The sequence below is a fragment of the Brevibacillus sp. MS2.2 genome, from assembly GCF_013284345.1.
In the GTDB taxonomy this organism is placed as follows: Bacteria; Bacillota; Bacilli; order Brevibacillales; family Brevibacillaceae; genus Brevibacillus; species Brevibacillus brevis_C.
In genome coordinates this window covers 34,600-53,090 of sequence record NZ_JABSUZ010000037.1, presented here as the reverse complement: position 1 = coordinate 53,090, position 18,491 = coordinate 34,600, and the positions used below count along the sequence as shown (strand labels likewise).

Annotated in this window: 20 protein-coding genes; all 20 read right to left on the bottom strand. The window is 47.0% G+C overall.

Features of this window, described 5'->3' with window-relative positions; all coding sequences use genetic code 11:
- Nucleotides 1-2,045: exonuclease domain-containing protein (locus tag HP568_RS24870; protein WP_173630509.1), on the bottom strand; the 2,045-nt coding region annotated here is incomplete at its 3' end.
- A gap of 116 nt (nucleotides 2,046-2,161) precedes the next feature.
- Complete coding sequence (locus HP568_RS24865) at nucleotides 2,162-3,907, bottom strand: proline--tRNA ligase (RefSeq protein WP_173630511.1); 1,746 nt, start codon at nucleotides 3,905-3,907, stop codon at nucleotides 2,162-2,164.
- A 43-nt stretch (nucleotides 3,908-3,950) separates the two neighbouring features.
- Nucleotides 3,951-5,033 (bottom strand): flavodoxin-dependent (E)-4-hydroxy-3-methylbut-2-enyl-diphosphate synthase, encoded by a 1,083-nt coding sequence (ispG, locus tag HP568_RS24860; RefSeq protein ID WP_173630508.1) that lies wholly within the window; start codon nucleotides 5,031-5,033, stop codon nucleotides 3,951-3,953.
- A gap of 55 nt (nucleotides 5,034-5,088) precedes the next feature.
- Nucleotides 5,089-6,354, bottom strand: coding sequence for an RIP metalloprotease RseP (rseP, locus tag HP568_RS24855; RefSeq protein WP_048033428.1), 1,266 nt, complete (start codon nucleotides 6,352-6,354; stop codon nucleotides 5,089-5,091).
- A 43-nt stretch (nucleotides 6,355-6,397) separates the two neighbouring features.
- Nucleotides 6,398-7,546 carry a 1-deoxy-D-xylulose-5-phosphate reductoisomerase gene (locus tag HP568_RS24850; RefSeq protein WP_173630507.1) on the bottom strand — a complete coding sequence of 383 codons (1,149 nt, stop codon included), beginning with the start codon at nucleotides 7,544-7,546 and terminating at the stop codon, nucleotides 6,398-6,400.
- A 40-nt stretch (nucleotides 7,547-7,586) separates the two neighbouring features.
- Complete coding sequence (locus tag HP568_RS24845; RefSeq protein WP_173630506.1) at nucleotides 7,587-8,372, bottom strand: phosphatidate cytidylyltransferase; 786 nt, start codon at nucleotides 8,370-8,372, stop codon at nucleotides 7,587-7,589.
- A gap of 17 nt (nucleotides 8,373-8,389) precedes the next feature.
- Nucleotides 8,390-9,160 (bottom strand): undecaprenyl pyrophosphate synthase, encoded by a 771-nt coding sequence (locus HP568_RS24840; RefSeq protein WP_048033430.1) that lies wholly within the window; start codon nucleotides 9,158-9,160, stop codon nucleotides 8,390-8,392.
- 66 nt (nucleotides 9,161-9,226) lie between these two features.
- Nucleotides 9,227-9,784, bottom strand: coding sequence for a ribosome recycling factor (gene frr, locus HP568_RS24835; protein WP_048033431.1), 558 nt, complete (start codon nucleotides 9,782-9,784; stop codon nucleotides 9,227-9,229).
- A 2-nt stretch (nucleotides 9,785-9,786) separates the two neighbouring features.
- Nucleotides 9,787-10,509 carry a UMP kinase gene (gene pyrH / locus HP568_RS24830; protein ID WP_007719254.1) on the bottom strand — a complete coding sequence of 241 codons (723 nt, stop codon included), beginning with the start codon at nucleotides 10,507-10,509 and terminating at the stop codon, nucleotides 9,787-9,789.
- Between the two features lie 159 nt (nucleotides 10,510-10,668).
- Nucleotides 10,669-11,556: a translation elongation factor Ts gene (gene tsf / locus HP568_RS24825; RefSeq protein WP_048033432.1), complete on the bottom strand. Its 888-nt coding sequence runs from the start codon at nucleotides 11,554-11,556 to the stop codon at nucleotides 10,669-10,671.
- Nucleotides 11,557-11,693: 137 nt separating this feature from the next.
- Entirely contained in the window at nucleotides 11,694-12,404 is a 711-nt protein-coding gene (gene rpsB / locus HP568_RS24820) for a 30S ribosomal protein S2 (protein WP_015891726.1), read from the bottom strand.
- 247 nt (nucleotides 12,405-12,651) lie between these two features.
- Nucleotides 12,652-13,344: a DNA polymerase III subunit gamma/tau gene (locus HP568_RS24815; RefSeq protein WP_173630505.1), complete on the bottom strand. Its 693-nt coding sequence runs from the start codon at nucleotides 13,342-13,344 to the stop codon at nucleotides 12,652-12,654.
- Nucleotides 13,319-13,834, bottom strand: a complete 516-nt coding sequence (locus tag HP568_RS24810; RefSeq protein ID WP_217366759.1) for a DUF6115 domain-containing protein — start codon at nucleotides 13,832-13,834, stop codon at nucleotides 13,319-13,321. Before HP568_RS24810 ends, HP568_RS24815 begins: the two co-directional genes overlap by 26 nt.
- A 33-nt stretch (nucleotides 13,835-13,867) precedes the next feature.
- The gene (locus HP568_RS24805; protein ID WP_048033435.1) at nucleotides 13,868-14,206 is read right to left on the bottom strand and encodes a hypothetical protein; all 339 of its coding nucleotides are present in this window, start codon (nucleotides 14,204-14,206) and stop codon (nucleotides 13,868-13,870) included.
- A gap of 46 nt (nucleotides 14,207-14,252) precedes the next feature.
- Nucleotides 14,253-15,671, bottom strand: coding sequence for a flagellar assembly protein A (locus tag HP568_RS24800; protein ID WP_082195956.1), 1,419 nt, complete (start codon nucleotides 15,669-15,671; stop codon nucleotides 14,253-14,255).
- 31 nt (nucleotides 15,672-15,702) lie between these two features.
- Nucleotides 15,703-16,491: a FliA/WhiG family RNA polymerase sigma factor gene (locus HP568_RS24795; protein WP_173630503.1), complete on the bottom strand. Its 789-nt coding sequence runs from the start codon at nucleotides 16,489-16,491 to the stop codon at nucleotides 15,703-15,705.
- Nucleotides 16,492-16,507: 16 nt separating this feature from the next.
- Nucleotides 16,508-16,891 (bottom strand): hypothetical protein, encoded by a 384-nt coding sequence (locus HP568_RS24790; protein WP_048033436.1) that lies wholly within the window; start codon nucleotides 16,889-16,891, stop codon nucleotides 16,508-16,510.
- Nucleotides 16,892-16,894: 3 nt separating this feature from the next.
- Nucleotides 16,895-17,380 (bottom strand): chemotaxis protein CheD, encoded by a 486-nt coding sequence (locus tag HP568_RS24785; protein WP_007719270.1) that lies wholly within the window; start codon nucleotides 17,378-17,380, stop codon nucleotides 16,895-16,897.
- Nucleotides 17,367-17,993 carry a chemotaxis protein CheC gene (locus tag HP568_RS24780; protein ID WP_048033437.1) on the bottom strand — a complete coding sequence of 209 codons (627 nt, stop codon included), beginning with the start codon at nucleotides 17,991-17,993 and terminating at the stop codon, nucleotides 17,367-17,369. Before HP568_RS24780 ends, HP568_RS24785 begins: the two co-directional genes overlap by 14 nt.
- A 5-nt stretch (nucleotides 17,994-17,998) precedes the next feature.
- On the bottom strand, nucleotides 17,999-18,475 hold the full coding sequence (locus HP568_RS24775) for a chemotaxis protein CheW (RefSeq protein ID WP_048033438.1): 477 nt from the start codon (nucleotides 18,473-18,475) through the stop codon (nucleotides 17,999-18,001).
- Nucleotides 18,476-18,491 lie beyond the last annotated feature (16 nt).

Here is an 18,491-nt window from a genome sequence, read left to right as displayed (position 1 = left end):
TCCTTCAACTCTTCCGGTGACTTACCACGGAGAATCGATTGCATGAGTTCTCCGTCTTTGCACGCCGTACCAATTAGCAAGCCTTCGCGGTATTTGGTCAGCTGGCTTCGCTGAATTCGGGGCCAACGGAAGAAAGTTTCCACATGGGAACGACTCACGAGCTTGTACAGGTTTTTAAGGCCTTCTTTATTTTGCACGAGAATCGTCGCATGGAATGGACGTCCACTTTTGTAATCCGCCTCTTCGTTGCTTTTTTCATTCAGTTCAGCAAGCGATTTGATTTCCGCTTCTTTTATGTCCTTCAACATTTGCTGGAACACGTGAGCCAAGGCAACAGTATCGTCCAACGCACGGTGAGCATTGATGAGCTCGACGTTGAACTTTTTCGCTAATGAGCCCAAACGATAATTGCGCATTCCTTTGTACATCAAACGAGCCAAAGGCAGCGTATCTAAAAATGGATTGCTCCATGGCTCCATGCCAATCCGTTTGGCGCAGGCGTTAATAAACGCTTTGTCAAACTCAGCATTATGCGCAACCAGGATGGCGTCACCAGTAAAATCTTTGAATTTGCGGAGCACCACATCGAGTGTCTCTTGCCCACGGAGCATTTCGTTGGTAATCCCCGTAATCTCGGTTGTCTTTGGCCCAATTTCCAATTGAGGGTCAATCAGCTCCGTCCATTGGTCGACAATTTCTGAGCCTTTCATTTTGACAGCAGCGATCTCGATGATGGTATGTTCTGAGGCATTTAACCCCGTCGTCTCCGTATCAAATACGACGTATTCGGTGTTTTCATCAATGGCAAGATTATTGTCTGCTTGCAGGTTGTAAACGATATCGATACCATCCTCGACTACGTATGCTTCCATACCGAGAATGCATTTGATGTTGTTCTTTTTGGCAATGGAATACGCCTCTGGGAAAGCCTGCACGACACCATGGTCAGTGACAGCAATTGCTTTATGACCCCACTTTGCTGCTGTCGAAACCAGTGATTTTACGGATGCAACGGCATCCAGCGCACTCATCGGCGTATGGCAGTGGAGCTCAACACGTTTCTCTTCCGCATGATCCTTGCGAATGACCTGCTCAATCTGGTTTAAATCATTGGCATTCATCACAAGATCGCGTACAAACGTGTCATGCTGTACACTTCCCCGTACTTTCACCCACATGCCGTCTTTTAGCAATTCAAGCATTTTCACGTCTTCTTTATCGCGGGAGAACATCTTCACCGTGAGAGAATCCGTATAGTCCGAAACGTTAAAAGTGAGCAAATGGCGTCCACTGCGAAGCTCTTTTACTTCTACGTTAAATACGGTTCCTTGAATGACGATACGGCGTTCCTCATCTTGAATCTCGCAAATCGGGATCGGCGCATCTTTGATTTCATAGCCCATCATGAGCGTAGTGACAGCCTCTGCTTTATCAGACGATTTGCTATCTTGCGCAACAGCCGTCATCACAACTTCTACGAGAGCACGCTCTTCCTCTTTACGTTGCTCCTCAAAGGCCTTATAGGCGTCATCGCTTTCTTCCCCATGGAAAGTAAAGCGCATCGAGCAATCGGTAGCCTTCTGGAAAGCAGCCAAAAGCTCATTATCCGCTCGCTTACGCTTGGCAACCTCAACGGACATCTCCGTTGGCAGGTACACCTTGACCTCCTGTTGGTCAACTTGCTTACGCGCTTGACGCATCGTAACGGCCAAGGAGTTCAGAGTTGGCTCTAGCCCCGCCAGTAATACATCCCAATACTCTTCGACTACGTGATCGAGTGACGGCTTTTGTAGATAGCGAAATCGGGTATCTACTTTGGCTAGATGTGAAAATGTATGCGTCAATCGCTTGGTAAAAGCTGCATAAACATCCGCAGGTATCATTCTCGGGAGGGCAAAGTGAAAAACCCATTCTTTGTTTTGTTTATACAGCTCTAGCTTTTCAATCTGAGCATCAAGAAAAAATCGCTCCACCCATTCGTCAGGAACTTCCATTTGCTTGACCAATAGGGAGAAGCGATGTTTTTGCTCTTGTAAACGGTCCACGGTTTTCCCACCTTCCCTATAAGTGAGCGTTCAAACAAGAAAAAGAGGCACTCCCCATTAATCTAGGGGAGTACCCCGTAAAAATTCGACAAAATCCTTCTTATTCCTGCATGCAACTAGTTACCGAACAAGGCAGCTCCAGTTTGGTCAACACGAGATAAGAAGCCTTTTACTTCATCGACCAATTGATCCAGCTTCACATCATGTGCTTCACCGTTTTTGCGGATACGCACTTCCACGGTTCCTTCTTGTGCGGCTTTATCAGAAACCGTAATACGCAGAGGCAATCCAATCAAATCCGCGTCTTTAAACTTCACACCAGCACGCTCAGGACGATCGTCAAACAAAACTTCTACGCCAGCCTTGCGCAATGCTTCTGTAATTTGTTCACTAGCTTGACGTTGCTCTTCTACTTTAACATTGACCGGAATTACATGCACATGGAAAGGTGCAACAGATACTGGCCAAATGATACCATTTTCATCATTGTTCTGCTCAATCACTGCCGCAATCGTACGAGATACACCGATTCCGTAGCAACCCATGATCATTGGTTGACTGCGACCGTTCTCATCTAGGTACGTAGCACCCATCGCTGTGGAGTATTTCGTACCCAGCTTGAATACGTGACCGACTTCTACACCACGTGCAAACTTGATAACACCACCTGTACGAGGGCACTCGTCACCTTCTGTAATGTTACGTAAGTCAGCGTACTTGGAAACGGTGAAATCACGACCAGCAACTACGTGAGTCAGATGATAGTCCGTTTCATTGGCACCGACGACACCATCATAAACATCTTGAACAAAATTGTCCGCGATGATTTCCACTTTTTCAGGATCAATCCCAACTGGGCCAACAAACCCTGCAGGCGCTCCTGTTACCGAAACGATATCTGCTTCAGAAGCCAGTCCTACGATCGTCGCATCGTACAAGTTCTTCAGCTTCACTTCATTGATCTCATGATCACCGCGTACCAGCACCATAACCAGCTTGTCGTCTAGGCGATAAATAAGGCTCTTGATGATTTGCTTTGCTTCGATTTGCAGTGCTTGTACCAATTGGTCAATCGTTTTGGTGCCAGGCGTGTGCAATTTTTCGCGAGCTGGCGCTTCTGTTGCTGGCTTCGCCGATGGCTTGTACACGACTTCTGCCTTTTCCAAGTTGGCCGCATAATCGCCTTCTTCAGAATAAGCAATCGTGTCTTCCCCAATGTCGCACAACGCCATGAATTCGTAAGTGCCTTTTCCGCCGATTGCACCTGCATCCGCTTCTACTGCACGGAAGTTCAAGCCTACACGGGTAAAAATGTTTGTGTACGCATCATACATAGCCTGGAAGTTGCGATCCAGACCTTCCTGTGACGTATCGAAAGAGTAAGCATCCTTCATAATAAACTCGCGGCAACGAATCAAACCGAAGCGGGGACGCACTTCATCACGGAACTTGGTTTGAATTTGATAAAGGTTGATCGGGAGTTTTTTGTAAGAGTTAATCTCATCACGCACGAGACTCGTAATGACTTCTTCGTGGGTTGGACCCAAGGCAAAAGGACGATCATGACGATCACGCAGGCGAACGAGCTCGGGACCGTACACATCCCAGCGGCCCGTTTGATGCCAGAGCTCAGCTGGTTGCATCGCTGGCATCAACAGCTCTTGTCCCCCAGCATTGTTCATTTCTTCACGCACAATCGCTTGGATTTTGTGCAGGGAACGGAGCGCCAGGGGCAGGTACGTATAAATACCGGAAGCCAGTTGGCGGGCCATACCTGCGCGGAGCAGCAGCTTGTGGCTGGCAATCTCCGCGTCGGATGGCACTTCCCGCAGGGTAGGGATCAACATTTGACTTTGCTTCAACACGTGCGTGTCCTCCTTATGCCTTATCAGCAATCAACGTGCATTATCCTACAGTAGTAGGTTTTTGCTCGTTTACCATTTCGTTAATTTCTTTCATCAGCTCTTCAAACAACTCGGTTTCTTTTACTTTCCGAACAATTTCACCATTACGGAAAATTAAGCCCTCGCCATTTCCGCCGGCAACGCCTACATCTGCTTCACGAGCTTCACCTGGGCCATTTACCGCGCATCCCATTACCGCTACTTTTAACGGTACTTTCAGCGTGGAAATAGCATCCTCGACTTTTGTTGCCAAGCCGATCAGGTCAATTGCGCATCGACCGCAAGATGGGCATGCAATGACCACTGGATCGTTGTTCACGATATCCAAGCTGCGAAGGATTTGTTTTGCTACTTTAATTTCTTCAACAGGATCAGCCGTCAGGGATACACGGATGGTGTCACCGATTCCCATCGACAATACCGTTCCGATTCCAACGGAAGACTTAATGCTGCCAGAGAACTGTGTACCTGCTTCTGTTACACCGACGTGCAGCGGATAGTTACGTTTCTGTGCCATCAACGAATAGGTTTGGATCATCGTTGGAACATCGGAAGACTTCAAGGAAATGACGATGTTGTCGTAATTCAAGTCTTCCAGAATTTGCACGTGGTCGATTGCACTTTCTACGATCGCTTCCGGAGAAGGGTACCCGTATTTTTCCAAAAGCCTTCTCTCTACTGAACCGGAGTTGACTCCGATACGGATCGGAACATTGCGCTCACGGCACGCTTCCACTACGCGTTGCGTTTTTTCTTTTGAACCGATGTTTCCTGGGTTAATCCGAATTTTATCAATTCCGCTCTCCAGCGCAATCAATGCCAGCTTGTGGTCGAAATGAATGTCGGCAACGAGTGGCAATGGGGAGTGTTCTTTAATTTTTTTGATGGCACGGGCTGCATCCTCATTGATGACGGCCAAGCGAACAATTTGGCAACCGACATCGTGCAGTCTCTGAATCTCGGCCAGAGTTTTTTCTACATCACGCGTGTCTGCTGTCGTCATCGATTGGATGACTACGCTTTTTTGGCCCCCGATTTGCACTCCACCTACAAAAACCGGTTTCGTCTCCTCGCGCTTGAACATTTTGCACCATCCTTTTAGGTATGTCTGTTTTTCTTTCTATCGTGTTAGTACGTGATTAGGAGAACAATCGTTGCAGATCATTCCACGTCACTACCAAAATCAGCAACATCAAAAAGGCAAAGCCCAAGAAATGAACCATTCCTTCTTTATGCGGGTCAACAGGTCGACCACGCAGCGCCTCTACTCCCAAGAATGCGAGACGTCCGCCATCCAAAGCTGGCAGCGGCAACAGATTGAACAATCCAAGGTTAATGCTCAATACAGCAGCCCATTTCAACAGAATCGCCATGCCTTGTTGCGCAACCTCTCCAGTCATCTTGAAAATACCGACTGGACCACTCAAGTCCTTCAATCCGTATTCCCCAGTTACGAGCATTCCCAAGCTTTTCAGGATCATCACCGTAAAATCGTAAGTGTTGGTAGCACCGGATTTCAGAACTTCCCCTGGGGCAAACGTGGTTGCATTGGTTACCATAATTTTGCCCACGTTGTTTTCGTCTTTTCCTACTTTAACTGGCACAGTCATACGCTGTCCATTGCGCTCGTACTCAAAGGTTAACTGTTGGTCCGGCGCTTTGCTAATCTTCTCGACAACGTCTTTCCACGAGGATACAGGCTGACCCTGAATCGCGATCACCTTATCACCTGGCAATAATCCGGCTTGAGCAGCAGGTCCTCCCGGGATCACATTTCCCAGATAGCTGCCATTCGGTACGCCGTACAAGAAGCCGATCACGATAAACAAAACAAACGCCAGCAAAAAGTTGGCTGCAGGTCCTGCAAAAATCGCCCAAAAACGTTGTGAAACTGTCTTGCCTTTGAACTGTCTGTTCAGAGGGGCAATCTGTACTTCTTCTCCATCCTTGACCAGCTGAGCCTGTGGATGTACAGCAAATGTCTTCTGCTCTCCATCCACTTCAAGCACGATATTTAAATTTTGCTCCAGATCAAATTGTACGACTGTACCGGTGATCGCACGAGCGGAACCAGAACTTGGCCCATCGAGCAAAATATGTGTGACCTTTCCTAACGCATCCCGCTCCACGCTTACTTCCATGTGCGGTTTCAACATATCCATCTCCGGGTCTTCCCCCGCCATGCGAACGAGACCGCCGATGGGTAACAGGCGTAAGGTGTATTCCGTTTCTCCTCGCTTCACGCGAAAAATTTTTGGCCCCATTCCCAGTGCAAATTCACGACATAAGATCCCTGCCTTCTTGGCCAGAAGGAAGTGTCCTAGTTCGTGCACAAAGACAAGTACCCCAAATACAACTACAATCGCGAGAATTGATTCAACGGAATCCAGGTTGGGCAAAGGCAAGTGAACAGCCACCTTTCTGTCAAGTATCTAACACTCATATTCCTTAGCTGGAGACGAGCGCATAAGAGCGTGCCCACTCATCAGCTGCAAAAATATCTGCAAGCTCTGGACTCGCTACACCGGGGTGAGCTTCGCATGTTTTTCGGACGATCTTTTCAATGTCCAAAAAACGGATCGCTCCCTTCAAGAACCTATCAACTGCGACTTCATTGGCTGCATTCAGTACCGCAGTATGTGTACCTCCTGCCATGCCGCACTCATACGCTAATTTTAACAGTGGATAACGCTCATAATCCATGGCTGCAAAATGAAGCGTGGCGATCTTGACCAAATCGAGTGGTTCGGTAGGCAGTTCTTTTCTGATGGGATAGCTCATGGCGTACTGAATCGGAACCTTCATATCCGGCGTACCGAGTTGGGCCATAACCGCTCTGTCTTTGTATTCTACCATAGAGTGTATGATACTTTCATAATGCAATACGCATTCGATTTGCTCATAAGGTAAATCGAACAGCCAATGAGCCTCGATCACTTCAAAACCTTTGTTCATCATAGTAGCAGAATCGATCGTAATCTTAGCACCCATGCTCCAATTCGGATGAGCCAATGCCTGCTCTACTGTCACTTGCTGTAAATCCTCACGAGAGAGATGACGAAAGGAACCGCCTGAAGCGGTCAAAATGATCCGCGCCACATCTTCCTTGCGCTCACCTTGCAGACATTGGTAGACAGCTGAATGCTCGCTGTCTACCGGAATAATCGATACGCCTCTTTCTTTCGCTCGTTTCATGACAACAGGGCCAGCGCTCACCAGTGTCTCTTTGTTGGCCAGTCCAATTGTTTTTCCCGCCTCAATCGCAGCGAGTGTAGGTGCGACCCCTACACTGCCGACAACAGCGGTCATAACGAAATTGGCAGCTTCATGACGGGCAACCAGTTCCAATCCTTCTGCCCCGTAAACGATTTCTGGTTGCGACTTACCCGCCAATCTATCTCGCAGTTCAACGGCAGCCTTCTCATTTCCCACAGAAACGAGCTCGGGCTTGAATTTTTCCACCTGGCGTGTCAATAGATCGACGTTTGTTCCAGCAGCCATAGCCACCACCGAAAAATCCTCAGGATGCTGATCTACGACTTCAAGCGTGCTCGTTCCAACTGACCCCGTTGAACCTAAGAGCGCTATTTTTTTCACGGATTTCACCCTCTATATCTCTTTCTATATGCAAAAGGTTTTAGACAATACCTAATAGATGTAGAACCGGAAAGACGAGCAAAAAACTATCAAAGCGATCCAAAACGCCTCCGTGACCCGGAATGAGTTGTCCTGAATCTTTTACATGGAAATGTCTCTTGAATGCCGACTCAACCAAATCACCCAATTGCCCGACGATCCCCGCAACAAGTGCGATGGTCAATGCCTGATCAATCGCAAAATGTCCAAAGCTTGCATTGATGGAAAGAACAATCAAAACAGAAGCGACGAGACCTCCTAAGGCCCCTTCCACCGTCTTGTTTGGACTTATTTCCGGCCACAGCTTACGCTTACCTATTGCTTTTCCGACAAAATAGGCGCCCGAATCTGTCGACCAGATTCCCATAATGACCATGACCGTCAGCATGAATCCTTCAGGTAGGTTTCGGGTAGCGGCCATATAAGTAAAACCGTAGCCTATGTATAACGCCCCCACCAACGTAAGGGCGACGTGTTCAATGTGAAACTGATTTTTCCGCAAAACGGAGTAAATCAACAAAAGCAGGATGACGGGCAGCATCAGATCCGGCATGCTGATACTGAGCCAATCCGAAAATAATAGAGACGGCCACAAAATGCTTAACATCAATACATATCCGAGCAATCCTGCCAAATAAAATGACTGAATGCCAGCCATTCTCATAAATTCATAATAGCCAATGACAGCCAGTAAAAACACCAATAGTGAGTACCAAACTCCACCAGCATACATCAATAATAGAAAAGCAGCCCCACCTATCAGGCCTGTTATTATACGTTGCTTCAACTGATTCCACCTCTCGGCTATACCGCCCCGTAGCGACGAGCTCGGCCTTGGTATTCCACGATTGCCTGATAAAAATGTTCACGGGTAAAATCAGGCCATAGCACGTCCGTAAACCATAATTCTGTATATGCTAATTGCCATAGCATAAAGTTACTCAAGCGAATCTCTCCACTTGTGCGAATCAAGAGGTCTGGATCGGGAATTTCGCTTGTATACAGGTAGCTCGATATCAATTCTTCAGTCAGTTGTTCTGGTTGAAGCTCACCTGCTTTTACTTGTGCTGCCATTACTGAAAATGCTTTCGCAAGCTCATCTCGCCCGCCGTAATTCAGGGCAAAATTCAATTGAAGACCGCTATTGTCCTTCGTTTTCTCTTCTGCTTCCAGCAGTGCTTTCAGCGTATGAGAAGGCAGCTCGTTTTTACTGCCCAGCATGCGTATGCGGACACCACGTTCTATTAATTCATCCAATTCTGTCGACAAAAATTCCTGCGGAAGTTTCATGAGAAAATCCACTTCATCGCGTGGTCGCTTCCAGTTTTCGGTAGAGAACGCGTACATCGTCATATAGCGCACGCCGATCTCGTCTGCAGCCTTGACGACTTCTTTTACTGCTTTCATTCCTGCACGGTGCCCGGCAACCCGGGGTAAACTGCGCTTATTGGCCCAACGACCGTTACCATCCATAATAATCGCCACATGCTCCGGAATCTTACCGGAACGATCCAACTCGGCTGGCTCCGATTGCTTTTCTTTGCGGCCCCATTTGCGCGCCAGATGTTCTAACATAAAGTGTTCCCCCGTAATGAGAGATATAGACGTACATCCCCCTCAAACGAGGGGGATTACCATTACCTATACTTCCAAAATGTCTTTCTCTTTGTCCTTAACGATCTTATCAACTTCGGCGATGAATTTATCCGTCGTTTTTTGTATAGTTTCTTGATGACGACGGGAATCGTCCTCAGAAATGGTAGCAGCTTTTTCAAGCTTTTTGATTTCATCGTTTGCATCACGACGGATGTTACGGATCGCTACCTTTGCTTCTTCTCCACCTTTTCCTGCCAGCTTCACGAGGTCTTTACGACGCTCTTCTGTGAGTGGAGGTATGATCAGGCGGATAATCACGCCATCGTTGGATGGAGAAATGCCCAAATCCGATTGTTGCAGCGCACGGTCAATTTCTTTAAGCGCTGTTTTATCCCAAGGCTGGATAGTCAGCATACGCGGCTCTGGTACGCTGATGTTTGCCAATTGGCTAATCGGCGTTGGAGTGCCGTAGTAGTCTACTGTAACACGATCCAGCATCGCTGGGTTCGCACGACCTGCACGCAGGCTGGACAGATCTCTTTTCAAAGCATTGATCGCTTTATTCATGCGATCTTCCATGTCTTTTAGCACAGTTTGAGGCATAATTATTCCCCTTTCACTAGAGTACCGATTTTGTCGCCCATTACTGCCCGACGAATATTGCCTTCTTCAGAAATGTTAAAGACGATCAACGGAATACTGTTATCCATGCACAAGCTGGACGCTGTTGAATCCATGACACCTAAACCTTTATTCAGTACTTCCAGGAATGTCAACTGGTCGTACTTCTTGGCGTTCGGATCAAGGCTTGGGTCTGCAGAGTACACACCGTCTACCTTGTTTTTCGCCATCAGGATTACTTCAGCTTCAATCTCCGCTGCACGCAGAGCAGCAGTCGTATCCGTTGAAAAGTATGGGTTACCAGTACCGGCAGCGAAGATAACCACGCGCATTTTTTCCAAATGACGAATGGCACGACGGCGTATGTATGGTTCTGCTACCTGTCTCATCTCAATCGAGGTTTGAACACGAGTCGGGACGTTCACTTTTTCTAACCCATCCTGCAAGGCGAGTGAGTTCATAATTGTGGCCAGCATCCCCATGTAATCGGCTGTTGCCCGATCCATTCCTTTAGAGCTGCCGGAAAGTCCACGCCAGATGTTACCTCCTCCGACGACTACTGCGACTTGTACACCCAATTCTACGATTTCCTTGATCTGGTTAGCGACGGAGAAAATAACCTTTGGGTCAATACCATACCCTAAGTCCCCCGCCAAAGCTTCCCCACTCAACTTTAACACAACCCGTTTATAGGCAGGAAGTGGCATGTGAAACGGCCTCCATTCATGAATCATTCTCTGTGCCCAGTCTTCATTCCTTCTAATTGGGAACAGGTACACATTGCTCTTTACATGCAGAGAGTTTCACACAAAGTGAAACTCTCGCTTTGAAAATAGGGAACACGAAGGTGTTCCCTATAACCTTTATTATTGCTTATTAACTTGAGCCATTACTTCAGCTGCGAAGTCTTCTTGTTTTTTCTCGATACCTTCGCCTACTTGGAAGCGAGCGAATTCTTTCAAGGTAGCGCCTGCTTCTTTCAACAGAACAGCTACTTTCTTGTCAGTATCTTTTACGAATGGTTGCTCAACCAGTACGTATTCTTCGAAGAATTTGGAGAGGCGGCCTTCTACCATTTTCTCAACGATGTTAGCAGGTTTGCCTTCAGCCAGCGCTTGGTTTTTCAGAACTTCACGCTCGCGCTCGATCTCATCAGCGGAAACTTCATCACGGTTAGCAAAACGAGGGTTAGACGCTGCTGCGTGCATGCCCAGGTCGCGAGCCAGTGTTTCGTCTTGTGTACCTTCCAAAGTAACCAGAACGCCGATGCGGCCACCCATGTGCAGGTAAGCACCGAAAACGCCGTTGTCTGTTTTCTCGGAGAGTGCAAAACGACGGAAGGAGATGTTTTCTCCGATAGTCGCGATTTTCTCGTTGATTACATGAGCCAAAGTCTCGCCAGCACCTTTGAAAGGTTGCTCCAGAGCTTCTTCAACAGATGCAGGACGTTGGGATACAACGTGCTCAGCGATGTCTTTCACAAGTGTTTGGAACTCAGGGTTTTTACCAACGAAGTCAGTTTCGCAGTTTACTTCTACAACTGCTGCTACGTTTCCAGCAACCGCTGTCGCAGTCAAACCTTCAGCTGCAATACGTCCGGATTTTTTCGCCGCTTTCGCTACACCGCGCTCACGGAGCAAGTCAATTGCTTTTTCCATGTCGCCTGCTGTTTCTTCCAGCGCGCGTTTGCAATCCATCATACCTGCGCCTGTACGCTCGCGCAGTTCTTTAACCGCTTGTGCACTAATTGCCATTGAGTGAAACCTCCTCGAAAAGTTACGATCCTATTATAATCGAAAAGCAAGTCGCCTGTTAACCTCGGCGACGCTATTCAGCAAAAAAGGATGGACGGGGGTTCTGACACCCTCAGTCCACCCTTTAACACACATGCTTACGCAGTTGTTGTTGCTTGTTGCTCTGTACCTTGATTTCCTTCCAGGAGAGCGTCTGCCATTTTAGCAGTGAGCAATTTCACAGCGCGAATTGCGTCATCGTTACCTGGGATCACATAATCGATTTCATCTGGATCGCAGTTAGTATCTACGATCGCTACGATTGGGATACCCAATTTACGAGCTTCTGCTACAGCGATGCGCTCTTTACGAGGATCGATGACAAACAGAGCGTCAGGCAGTTTATCCATGTGAGCGATACCGCCCAAGAATTTTTCCAGACGATCCATTTCTTTGCGCAAAACGATAACTTCTTTCTTAGGCAATACTGCGAAAGTACCATCGTTTTCCATACGTTTCAGCTCAGCCAAGCGAGCAGTACGTTTTTTGATGGTTGTGAAGTTTGTCAGAGTACCACCCAACCAACGTTGGTTGATGAAGTAGTGACCTGTGCGTTCTGCTTCTTCTTTAACGGATTCTTGTGCCTGCTTCTTCGTACCAACGAAGAGGATTTTTCCGCCATCTTGAGCGAGTTCACGCACGAAGTTGTACGCTTCCTCTACTTTTTTAACGGTTTTTTGCAGGTCGATAATGTAGATTCCGTTACGTTCGGTGAAGATATAGCGAGCCATTTTCGGGTTCCAACGACGAGTTTGGTGACCGAAGTGTACACCAGCCTCGAGCAATTGTTTCATCGAAATTACTGCCATATTTCACACCTCCTTCAAAAATGGTTTTTGTGATGCCTACCTCCGCCTCACCGCATGTTCCAAGCAATTCTGCCATTGGCAGCACCGTTGCTGGAATTGGTGGACGTGCGATTTCAACACCGTAAATGAATATATCATATGAGAGTTTCAATTGCAACAAACGAATTCCATTTATTTCGTAAAAAAAAGTTTTGACCCTTCTTGCCTGACGACAAATGGACACATTTGGTTACATTGAAAAAACCGCCTATTTTTTAGGCGGAGTTGTTATCAACTTGACGATATCTGCTTCCTTAGCGGCGGTCGACACTTCATAGGTACCGACACGAATACGATTTAGCTTGTCGCTCGCACGTAGCTGTGCCACAAATTGATTGTCAGCAGGAAGGATTCCTTCCTTAACTAGAATCTGCGCTACATCCTCTGCAGTTGCTTTGTAAGGAACGGTGAAAGATACCTTCTTTTCTGCTACTGGTGCTTCCACTGTCGGAGCTGTAGGTGGCAGCGCATTGGGTGACGTTGGTGTCTGCGTATTCGGTGCGGTTGGAGTAGGGTGACCGTCCTTACTCGGATTGGTTGGCGGAATCGCCTTTTGCTCTGATGAAGCTGCAGGCGTCGTAGGCTGTACAGTTGGCGTCTGCGGTTGCTTTGTCACAGGCGCCACTGTTTGACCTACCTTTGGCGTAACTGGCGCCTTAGGCACTCCAGGAGCTGGCTGTACGTTCACTTTCTTTTCTTCCTGCCACTGTTTGTATTCTTCTGCTGTAAGCACGACCATTTCCAGCTCTTGTGCAGCTACTTTCATTTGATCGACAGTCATGGCTGGGGTTTGCGCAGTCTGCTTAGGCGCTAACATTCCGATTATGGAGGTAGCCACAATCAGTCCTGCTCCAAATCCAAATAAGAGCTCTTGTTTACGCATCGGCAAGACCTCGCTCATGCCTGTCAGCCAAGGAAAAGATCAAATCGATTTCTCCTCTGCCGGCACCGAGTCGTTTTGCAATCTCATCCCGAGACAACCCTTCTTTACTCAGCTCAAAGGCACGGCGATAACGTTCTCGTAGTGCCAGCATATCCACCTCTTGAACTTGAGGTGCTGGTTCTATCCGATTCGTTTCCTTTGGAGCTTCCTGCTTATGAGTTTCACTCTTTTGCCATTGTTCTTCCATATTGTCTAATCGCTTACGCAAACTAGCGATATCCTCGAGAAGATCCGCTCTCATTTCCTGCCATTCTGCGGCAAGAAGATTGGTTTCTTGCTTTACCTGTTTTTGAAGACGCTGCACGCTTTTTTCGAGCTCGTCCTTGTCCGTCGTGCGTTGTGTCGGTATTGAGGAAAAGGAGTCAACAGGCTGCTTCTTTTTAATGACAAAAGCAAGAAGCATGCTGATCATTCCTGCTCCAATCAGGATGGGATACACTACGTCCATGTTGTCCACCTTTATTTCTGGCTTGATCTTCGTTTATAAAGAAATATCTATAATACGCCCACGCAATGGATCTCTCATGAGATCAGCATTCGTAGATACACCTTCGCTCGATTCGGACATTTGACTTCCAGCGGATTCTTTTTTGTCCTGATGTTCTTGCTGTCCTTGCTTTTTTTCTCGTTCGCGTATCTGGTTCTTTTGTGACTGCTCAAGATCGCTCGGGCGCTGGCGCATATGTTCATCCAGGTCTCTTCGCTGATCAATCATTGATTGTTGTTCATGCATGGTTCGTTGTTGCTGATGCTCCTGAATTCGGCTGACTTCTAGCGTTCGTGGTATTGCCACCTGCAATTCAACCGCTTTCAAACTCATATGGCCCCAACTCCCTTTGTCACACTAAGTATGTTAGCATCCTGGATTAGATAAGAGTTGCTGTGCTAATTTCACCGTCCAGCACAATAAATCGCGTTCTTGCATACTCGTGCTTGATAAAGTGCACCAGCTTTCCAAACGTCATTTTGATTCCTGGATACATCACATGATATGCCTCAATAGCTGCTGGTCCTTCCCCTTTCAGCTCGAGTTCAATATCATTTCTGCGTGCTTCCAATTCCTTGCTTTCTTTTTCCAGAACCAAACGAGTATTGGTTAGCTTGATTTGCATGAGACGTTTGTCTGCTGGAAGTTCTTTGCTGACTTGAAGGATCTGATTCATAACGCCTAGGCCTTGATCTGTTTTGCGTAAATTTTCATACACATTTTGTAGTTCTTTTTGAATGTTCGCCAGTTCTTGTCTTAATTCCGGTTTTACTCCTACTTCGAGTATCGTAGGAGTGGCGCTGCTGTTCCCAAATACTCGAGCCGCAATCTTTTCCCCAGCTTGCAGCACACCGCCAATGATGAAGCCTTTTGCCCCTTTGCAAATGATTTGCTTTCCAGCTCGTACGGTTGAGAACATGATGCTTTGTGAAACAATCACTTGATTGCCAGCCGTTACATTGGCGTTTTGGATAAAGGATGTCCGGACATCTTTCCCCGCAACAATGCAGCCTTTGTCCTGGGCAACTATTCCGCTTTTGATTTCAATGGAGCCTTCCGCGTACAACTCAGCCCCTTCTACACTGCCAAGTACGCGTATATCTCCTGATGACTTTACGCGAAAGCCATTCAATACGTTCCCGCGAATGACCACCGTTCCCACAAAATCAATATTGCCAACACCAAAATCAACATCCCCGTTTACTTCAAATACGGGAAACACGTTCATTTTTGCCTGTTCCGTAAAGGAGACTTGCCCGTCAATAGCGGCGTATAGCATCGTCCGCTCTTGATTGAGCACAACATTTTTCCCAGGCTTTATGTTTATTTCCTTGCCGGCTTTGGGAGCGATGGGCTCTCCGGTAACTGCTGTGCCTGGTTGTCCCTGGCTTGCTGATATTTTACGTGCCAAGAGTTGCCCTTTTGCCACATTAGGGATTGTCGTCACATTATAAAAATCAACTCGACCATCCTCTAGCTCTTTTGGACCTTCCCCTTCATTAATAGATGCCAAATAAGGGTACTCGATAGTCGCATCGGTTCCAGCCACAGGTGCAATCCCCTGAGCAACCTTTACTCTCGCATTTGCATACTTCGCAGGTAAGGTACACAAGTTTTGTACTACATCATCGAGAATTCCATACTTCACATTGCTTGCTTGTAATGCTTTGTATACATCTGTTTCCAAGACGACAATTTCTTCGATATCTTGTTCGTCCATTCGGAGAAGTACTTCGGCCTCCAATTTATCGGCTGAAATTTTTACTTCTATTTTATATTTCCCGATCCCTTCCATCATTCTACCCCTCTCAAGCTTGGGTAATGTCCCCTTACATCAATTGCGATTTCCATCTGGACAACGCAGAACGAAGTCGGAAAAGAGCTTTGGAGTGCAACTGGGATATTCTTGAAGGTGACAAGCTCATGATTTCCGCAATTTCTGATAAGGTCATTTCTTCAAAATAAAACAAGGAGACAACCAATCGTTCCTTTTCAGGCAATTTGTCGATGACCGTTACAAGAACCTCTTTTAAGCTGGATACTTCCGCCACATTATCAGGGCGAGGTGTGAGCTCGTCGATGATATACGAATGTCTTGCTGTTTTTTGTTCGTCTTCATCCCCTACTGCCTCATCGATAGAAACTATGCTGGCAAGTGAGGTTTCCAAGAAAACCTGTTGAAGCTCCTTTTTGCTTATTCCCAGATAATCAGACACTTCTTGATCGGTTGGCATTCGCAGCATTTGCTGTTCCAAGGTGGTGTATGCTTCTTCGATTTTTTTGGCCTTGTCTCGAACAGTACGAGGGATCCAGTCGTTCTCACGTAGTCCATCGATCATCGCACCACGAATCCGCCACATGGCGTACGTCTCAAATTGGAGACCCCGGGTATGATCGAATTTAGCCAAAGCGTCCAATAGCCCAAAGCGCCCATAACTAATCAAGTCATCCTTGTCCACATTTGCTGGCAGATTAATCGCCAACCGATTTGCCACCTTATCGACCAGTGGCAAAAACCGCGTGACCAAGTCAACCTCCGCCTCGCGACTTCCCTCTTGCTTCCACATGACCCATTTATCGAACTCTTTTGCTTTTTCTTGACTGGTTAGCCGTGCCACGAATAGTCACCAACCTTTACTCATCTGATAAGCGCCTAACGACCTCTGCAACGGTGGCTGGATCCTCAGTAGGATGAATCCTTTCCATCTTGTTGATTGAGAGTGGTGCAAATGTTTGATCTTCCTGTTCCAATTGTTGTCCAATTTCCAGAACGACTCCACCTTCTGCTAGAGGAGAGCTTGTCCCCTCTAGCGTGTCCGTAACCATTGGTGGAGTAGATGACTGAATGAACGTTGCGAGCAGCCAACGAATTGGAAAAGCTGCGAGGAAGAATAGGACAAATGCGATACCTGCTCTCTCCAGTGATACGAGCCAGACATTACTCGCCACAGCCGTACCCAGCGTCACAAGAAATGCGAGCATTCCTAATCCAAAATTAATCCAAATGGTTCCTAACATTTGTTATACTTCCTTCACACCTTGATTTACGGTCCTGATTTGAAGAATGCCGTTTGTGGCATCTAACTCGATTGTCCGACCGCAGTTTCCCCCTGTATCTTCTGCCACGATCTTTATATGAGCATCCTTCAATGCAAGTTTGCACGCCTCTACGTTCCGAGGCCCAATCCGCATGGTGTCATTATTCCCTAAAAACGCGAACATTTGTGCGCCACCAGCCAATTTCGCAACTGTGTGTCTGGTCTCCGCGCCAGCCTTCACCATCAACTGAATCAGATGAGGAATTGCTGTATCCGCATACTTGCCTATCGTTAGCTCCCCGCTTTTAGCCAAAGACGATTCCGGAAGCATAACATGTGCCATACCTGCAATTTTATGGATATGATCGTAGAGCACTACCCCTACGCAAGAACCTAAACCGGTAGTACGCAGCTTACTCGGCGGCTTTGCCACACCAAGATCAGCCATCCCTATCTTAATAATCTCCATCGAACGGAACCCCTAATGAACGAAATAGTATTGGGAGCGATTCAGGATCAGGAATTAAGAAAAAGTTCCCTTTTACTTGATCATTGCCTTCGAAAAAAGCGGTGTCAATCGTGAGGGCAAAGTCACCCGCTTGACCCAACGCTATTAATCCATAACTTAGAATAGCTCCAGCCATATCCACAGCGAGTGCAGGTACTGACGGCTGTAAATTTAATTGTGTAAAATCAGCTAACGATGATAGATAAGAACCTGTTAAGATGTTGCCAATCTCGTGCAGCGCTGAGATCTCCAGCTCTTCCCACTCGTACACATCTTTATTAATTCCCGTAATTTGTTCGAGCAGGTGCTTGGCAGAATCCAAATCAAGGATGAAAAACATGTTCCCTGGACAATCGCCTTCAACCCGGAGGAAGACGGTCACTACTACAGTTTCCGCTCCTCCTACACAATCTGCAACTTCGTCGAAGGGGATAATCTTTACTTGTGGAACTTTCATATCGATTTCTTTTTGTATGAGCTTGGAGAGAGCCGTGGCAGCGTGACCAGCACCGATATTCCCGATTTCCCGTAAAACGTCAAATTGGAAATCCCCAAACTTCGTAAAATCGCCCATTTTACTTACCCCTCAATTGCGTCCAACTGCTTGATTTCCTCATTGCTCAATACTTTATCGAGGTTTAAGAGGATTAACAGTCGTTTATCCAGCTTAGCGACGCCTCGCAAATAAGCAGCTTCCACTCCTCCAACAACCTCTGGAGGCGGTTCAATCGCATCAACTGGTATATCAATTACATCGTTAGCAGCATCTACAATGAGACCCACTTCCAACTCACCTACGGCCACGATAATGATTCGAGTCGCTTCGGAATAGACGCTTTCTTCAAGACTGAAGCGATTGCGCAGGTCAATAATCGGTGTCACAACGCCACGCAGATTAATAACCCCTTTGACGAAACTAGGCGTTCGAGGAACTCTTGTGATGTGCTCCAGCTTTTCAATGGATTTTACTTGATGAACCTCTACGCCATACTCTTCGTCCTTCAATCGAAAGACAATCACTTTGACTTCGCTAATGACTTCTTTTTGATCGAGCATGTGGCTGCCCCTCCTT

What these genes read in the sequence shown, in the direction of transcription:
- pyrH (WP_007719254.1), bottom strand. Translation starts at nt 10,509, where the DNA reads ATGCCACTTCCTGCCTATAAACGGGTTGTGTTAAAGTTGAGTGGGGAA.
- ispG (WP_173630508.1), bottom strand. Translation starts at nt 5,033, where the DNA reads ATGTTCAAGCGCGAGGAGACGAAACCGGTTTTTGTAGGTGGAGTGCAA.
- HP568_RS24780 (WP_048033437.1), bottom strand. Translation starts at nt 17,993, where the DNA reads ATGGGCGATTTTACGAAGTTTGGGGATTTCCAATTTGACGTTTTACGG.
- rpsB (WP_015891726.1), bottom strand. Translation starts at nt 12,404, where the DNA reads ATGGCAGTAATTTCGATGAAACAATTGCTCGAGGCTGGTGTACACTTC.
- frr (WP_048033431.1), bottom strand. Translation starts at nt 9,784, where the DNA reads ATGCCTCAAACTGTGCTAAAAGACATGGAAGATCGCATGAATAAAGCG.
- HP568_RS24800 (WP_082195956.1), bottom strand. Translation starts at nt 15,671, where the DNA reads ATGATGGAAGGGATCGGGAAATATAAAATAGAAGTAAAAATTTCAGCC.
- HP568_RS24810 (WP_217366759.1), bottom strand. Translation starts at nt 13,834, where the DNA reads ATGGACGTAGTGTATCCCATCCTGATTGGAGCAGGAATGATCAGCATG.
- HP568_RS24815 (WP_173630505.1), bottom strand. Translation starts at nt 13,344, where the DNA reads ATGAGCGAGGTCTTGCCGATGCGTAAACAAGAGCTCTTATTTGGATTT.
- HP568_RS24805 (WP_048033435.1), bottom strand. Translation starts at nt 14,206, where the DNA reads ATGAGTTTGAAAGCGGTTGAATTGCAGGTGGCAATACCACGAACGCTA.
- HP568_RS24775 (WP_048033438.1), bottom strand. Translation starts at nt 18,475, where the DNA reads ATGCTCGATCAAAAAGAAGTCATTAGCGAAGTCAAAGTGATTGTCTTT.
- tsf (WP_048033432.1), bottom strand. Translation starts at nt 11,556, where the DNA reads ATGGCAATTAGTGCACAAGCGGTTAAAGAACTGCGCGAGCGTACAGGC.
- HP568_RS24840 (WP_048033430.1), bottom strand. Translation starts at nt 9,160, where the DNA reads ATGTTAGAACATCTGGCGCGCAAATGGGGCCGCAAAGAAAAGCAATCG.
- HP568_RS24790 (WP_048033436.1), bottom strand. Translation starts at nt 16,891, where the DNA reads ATGTTAGGAACCATTTGGATTAATTTTGGATTAGGAATGCTCGCATTT.
- HP568_RS24785 (WP_007719270.1), bottom strand. Translation starts at nt 17,380, where the DNA reads ATGGAGATTATTAAGATAGGGATGGCTGATCTTGGTGTGGCAAAGCCG.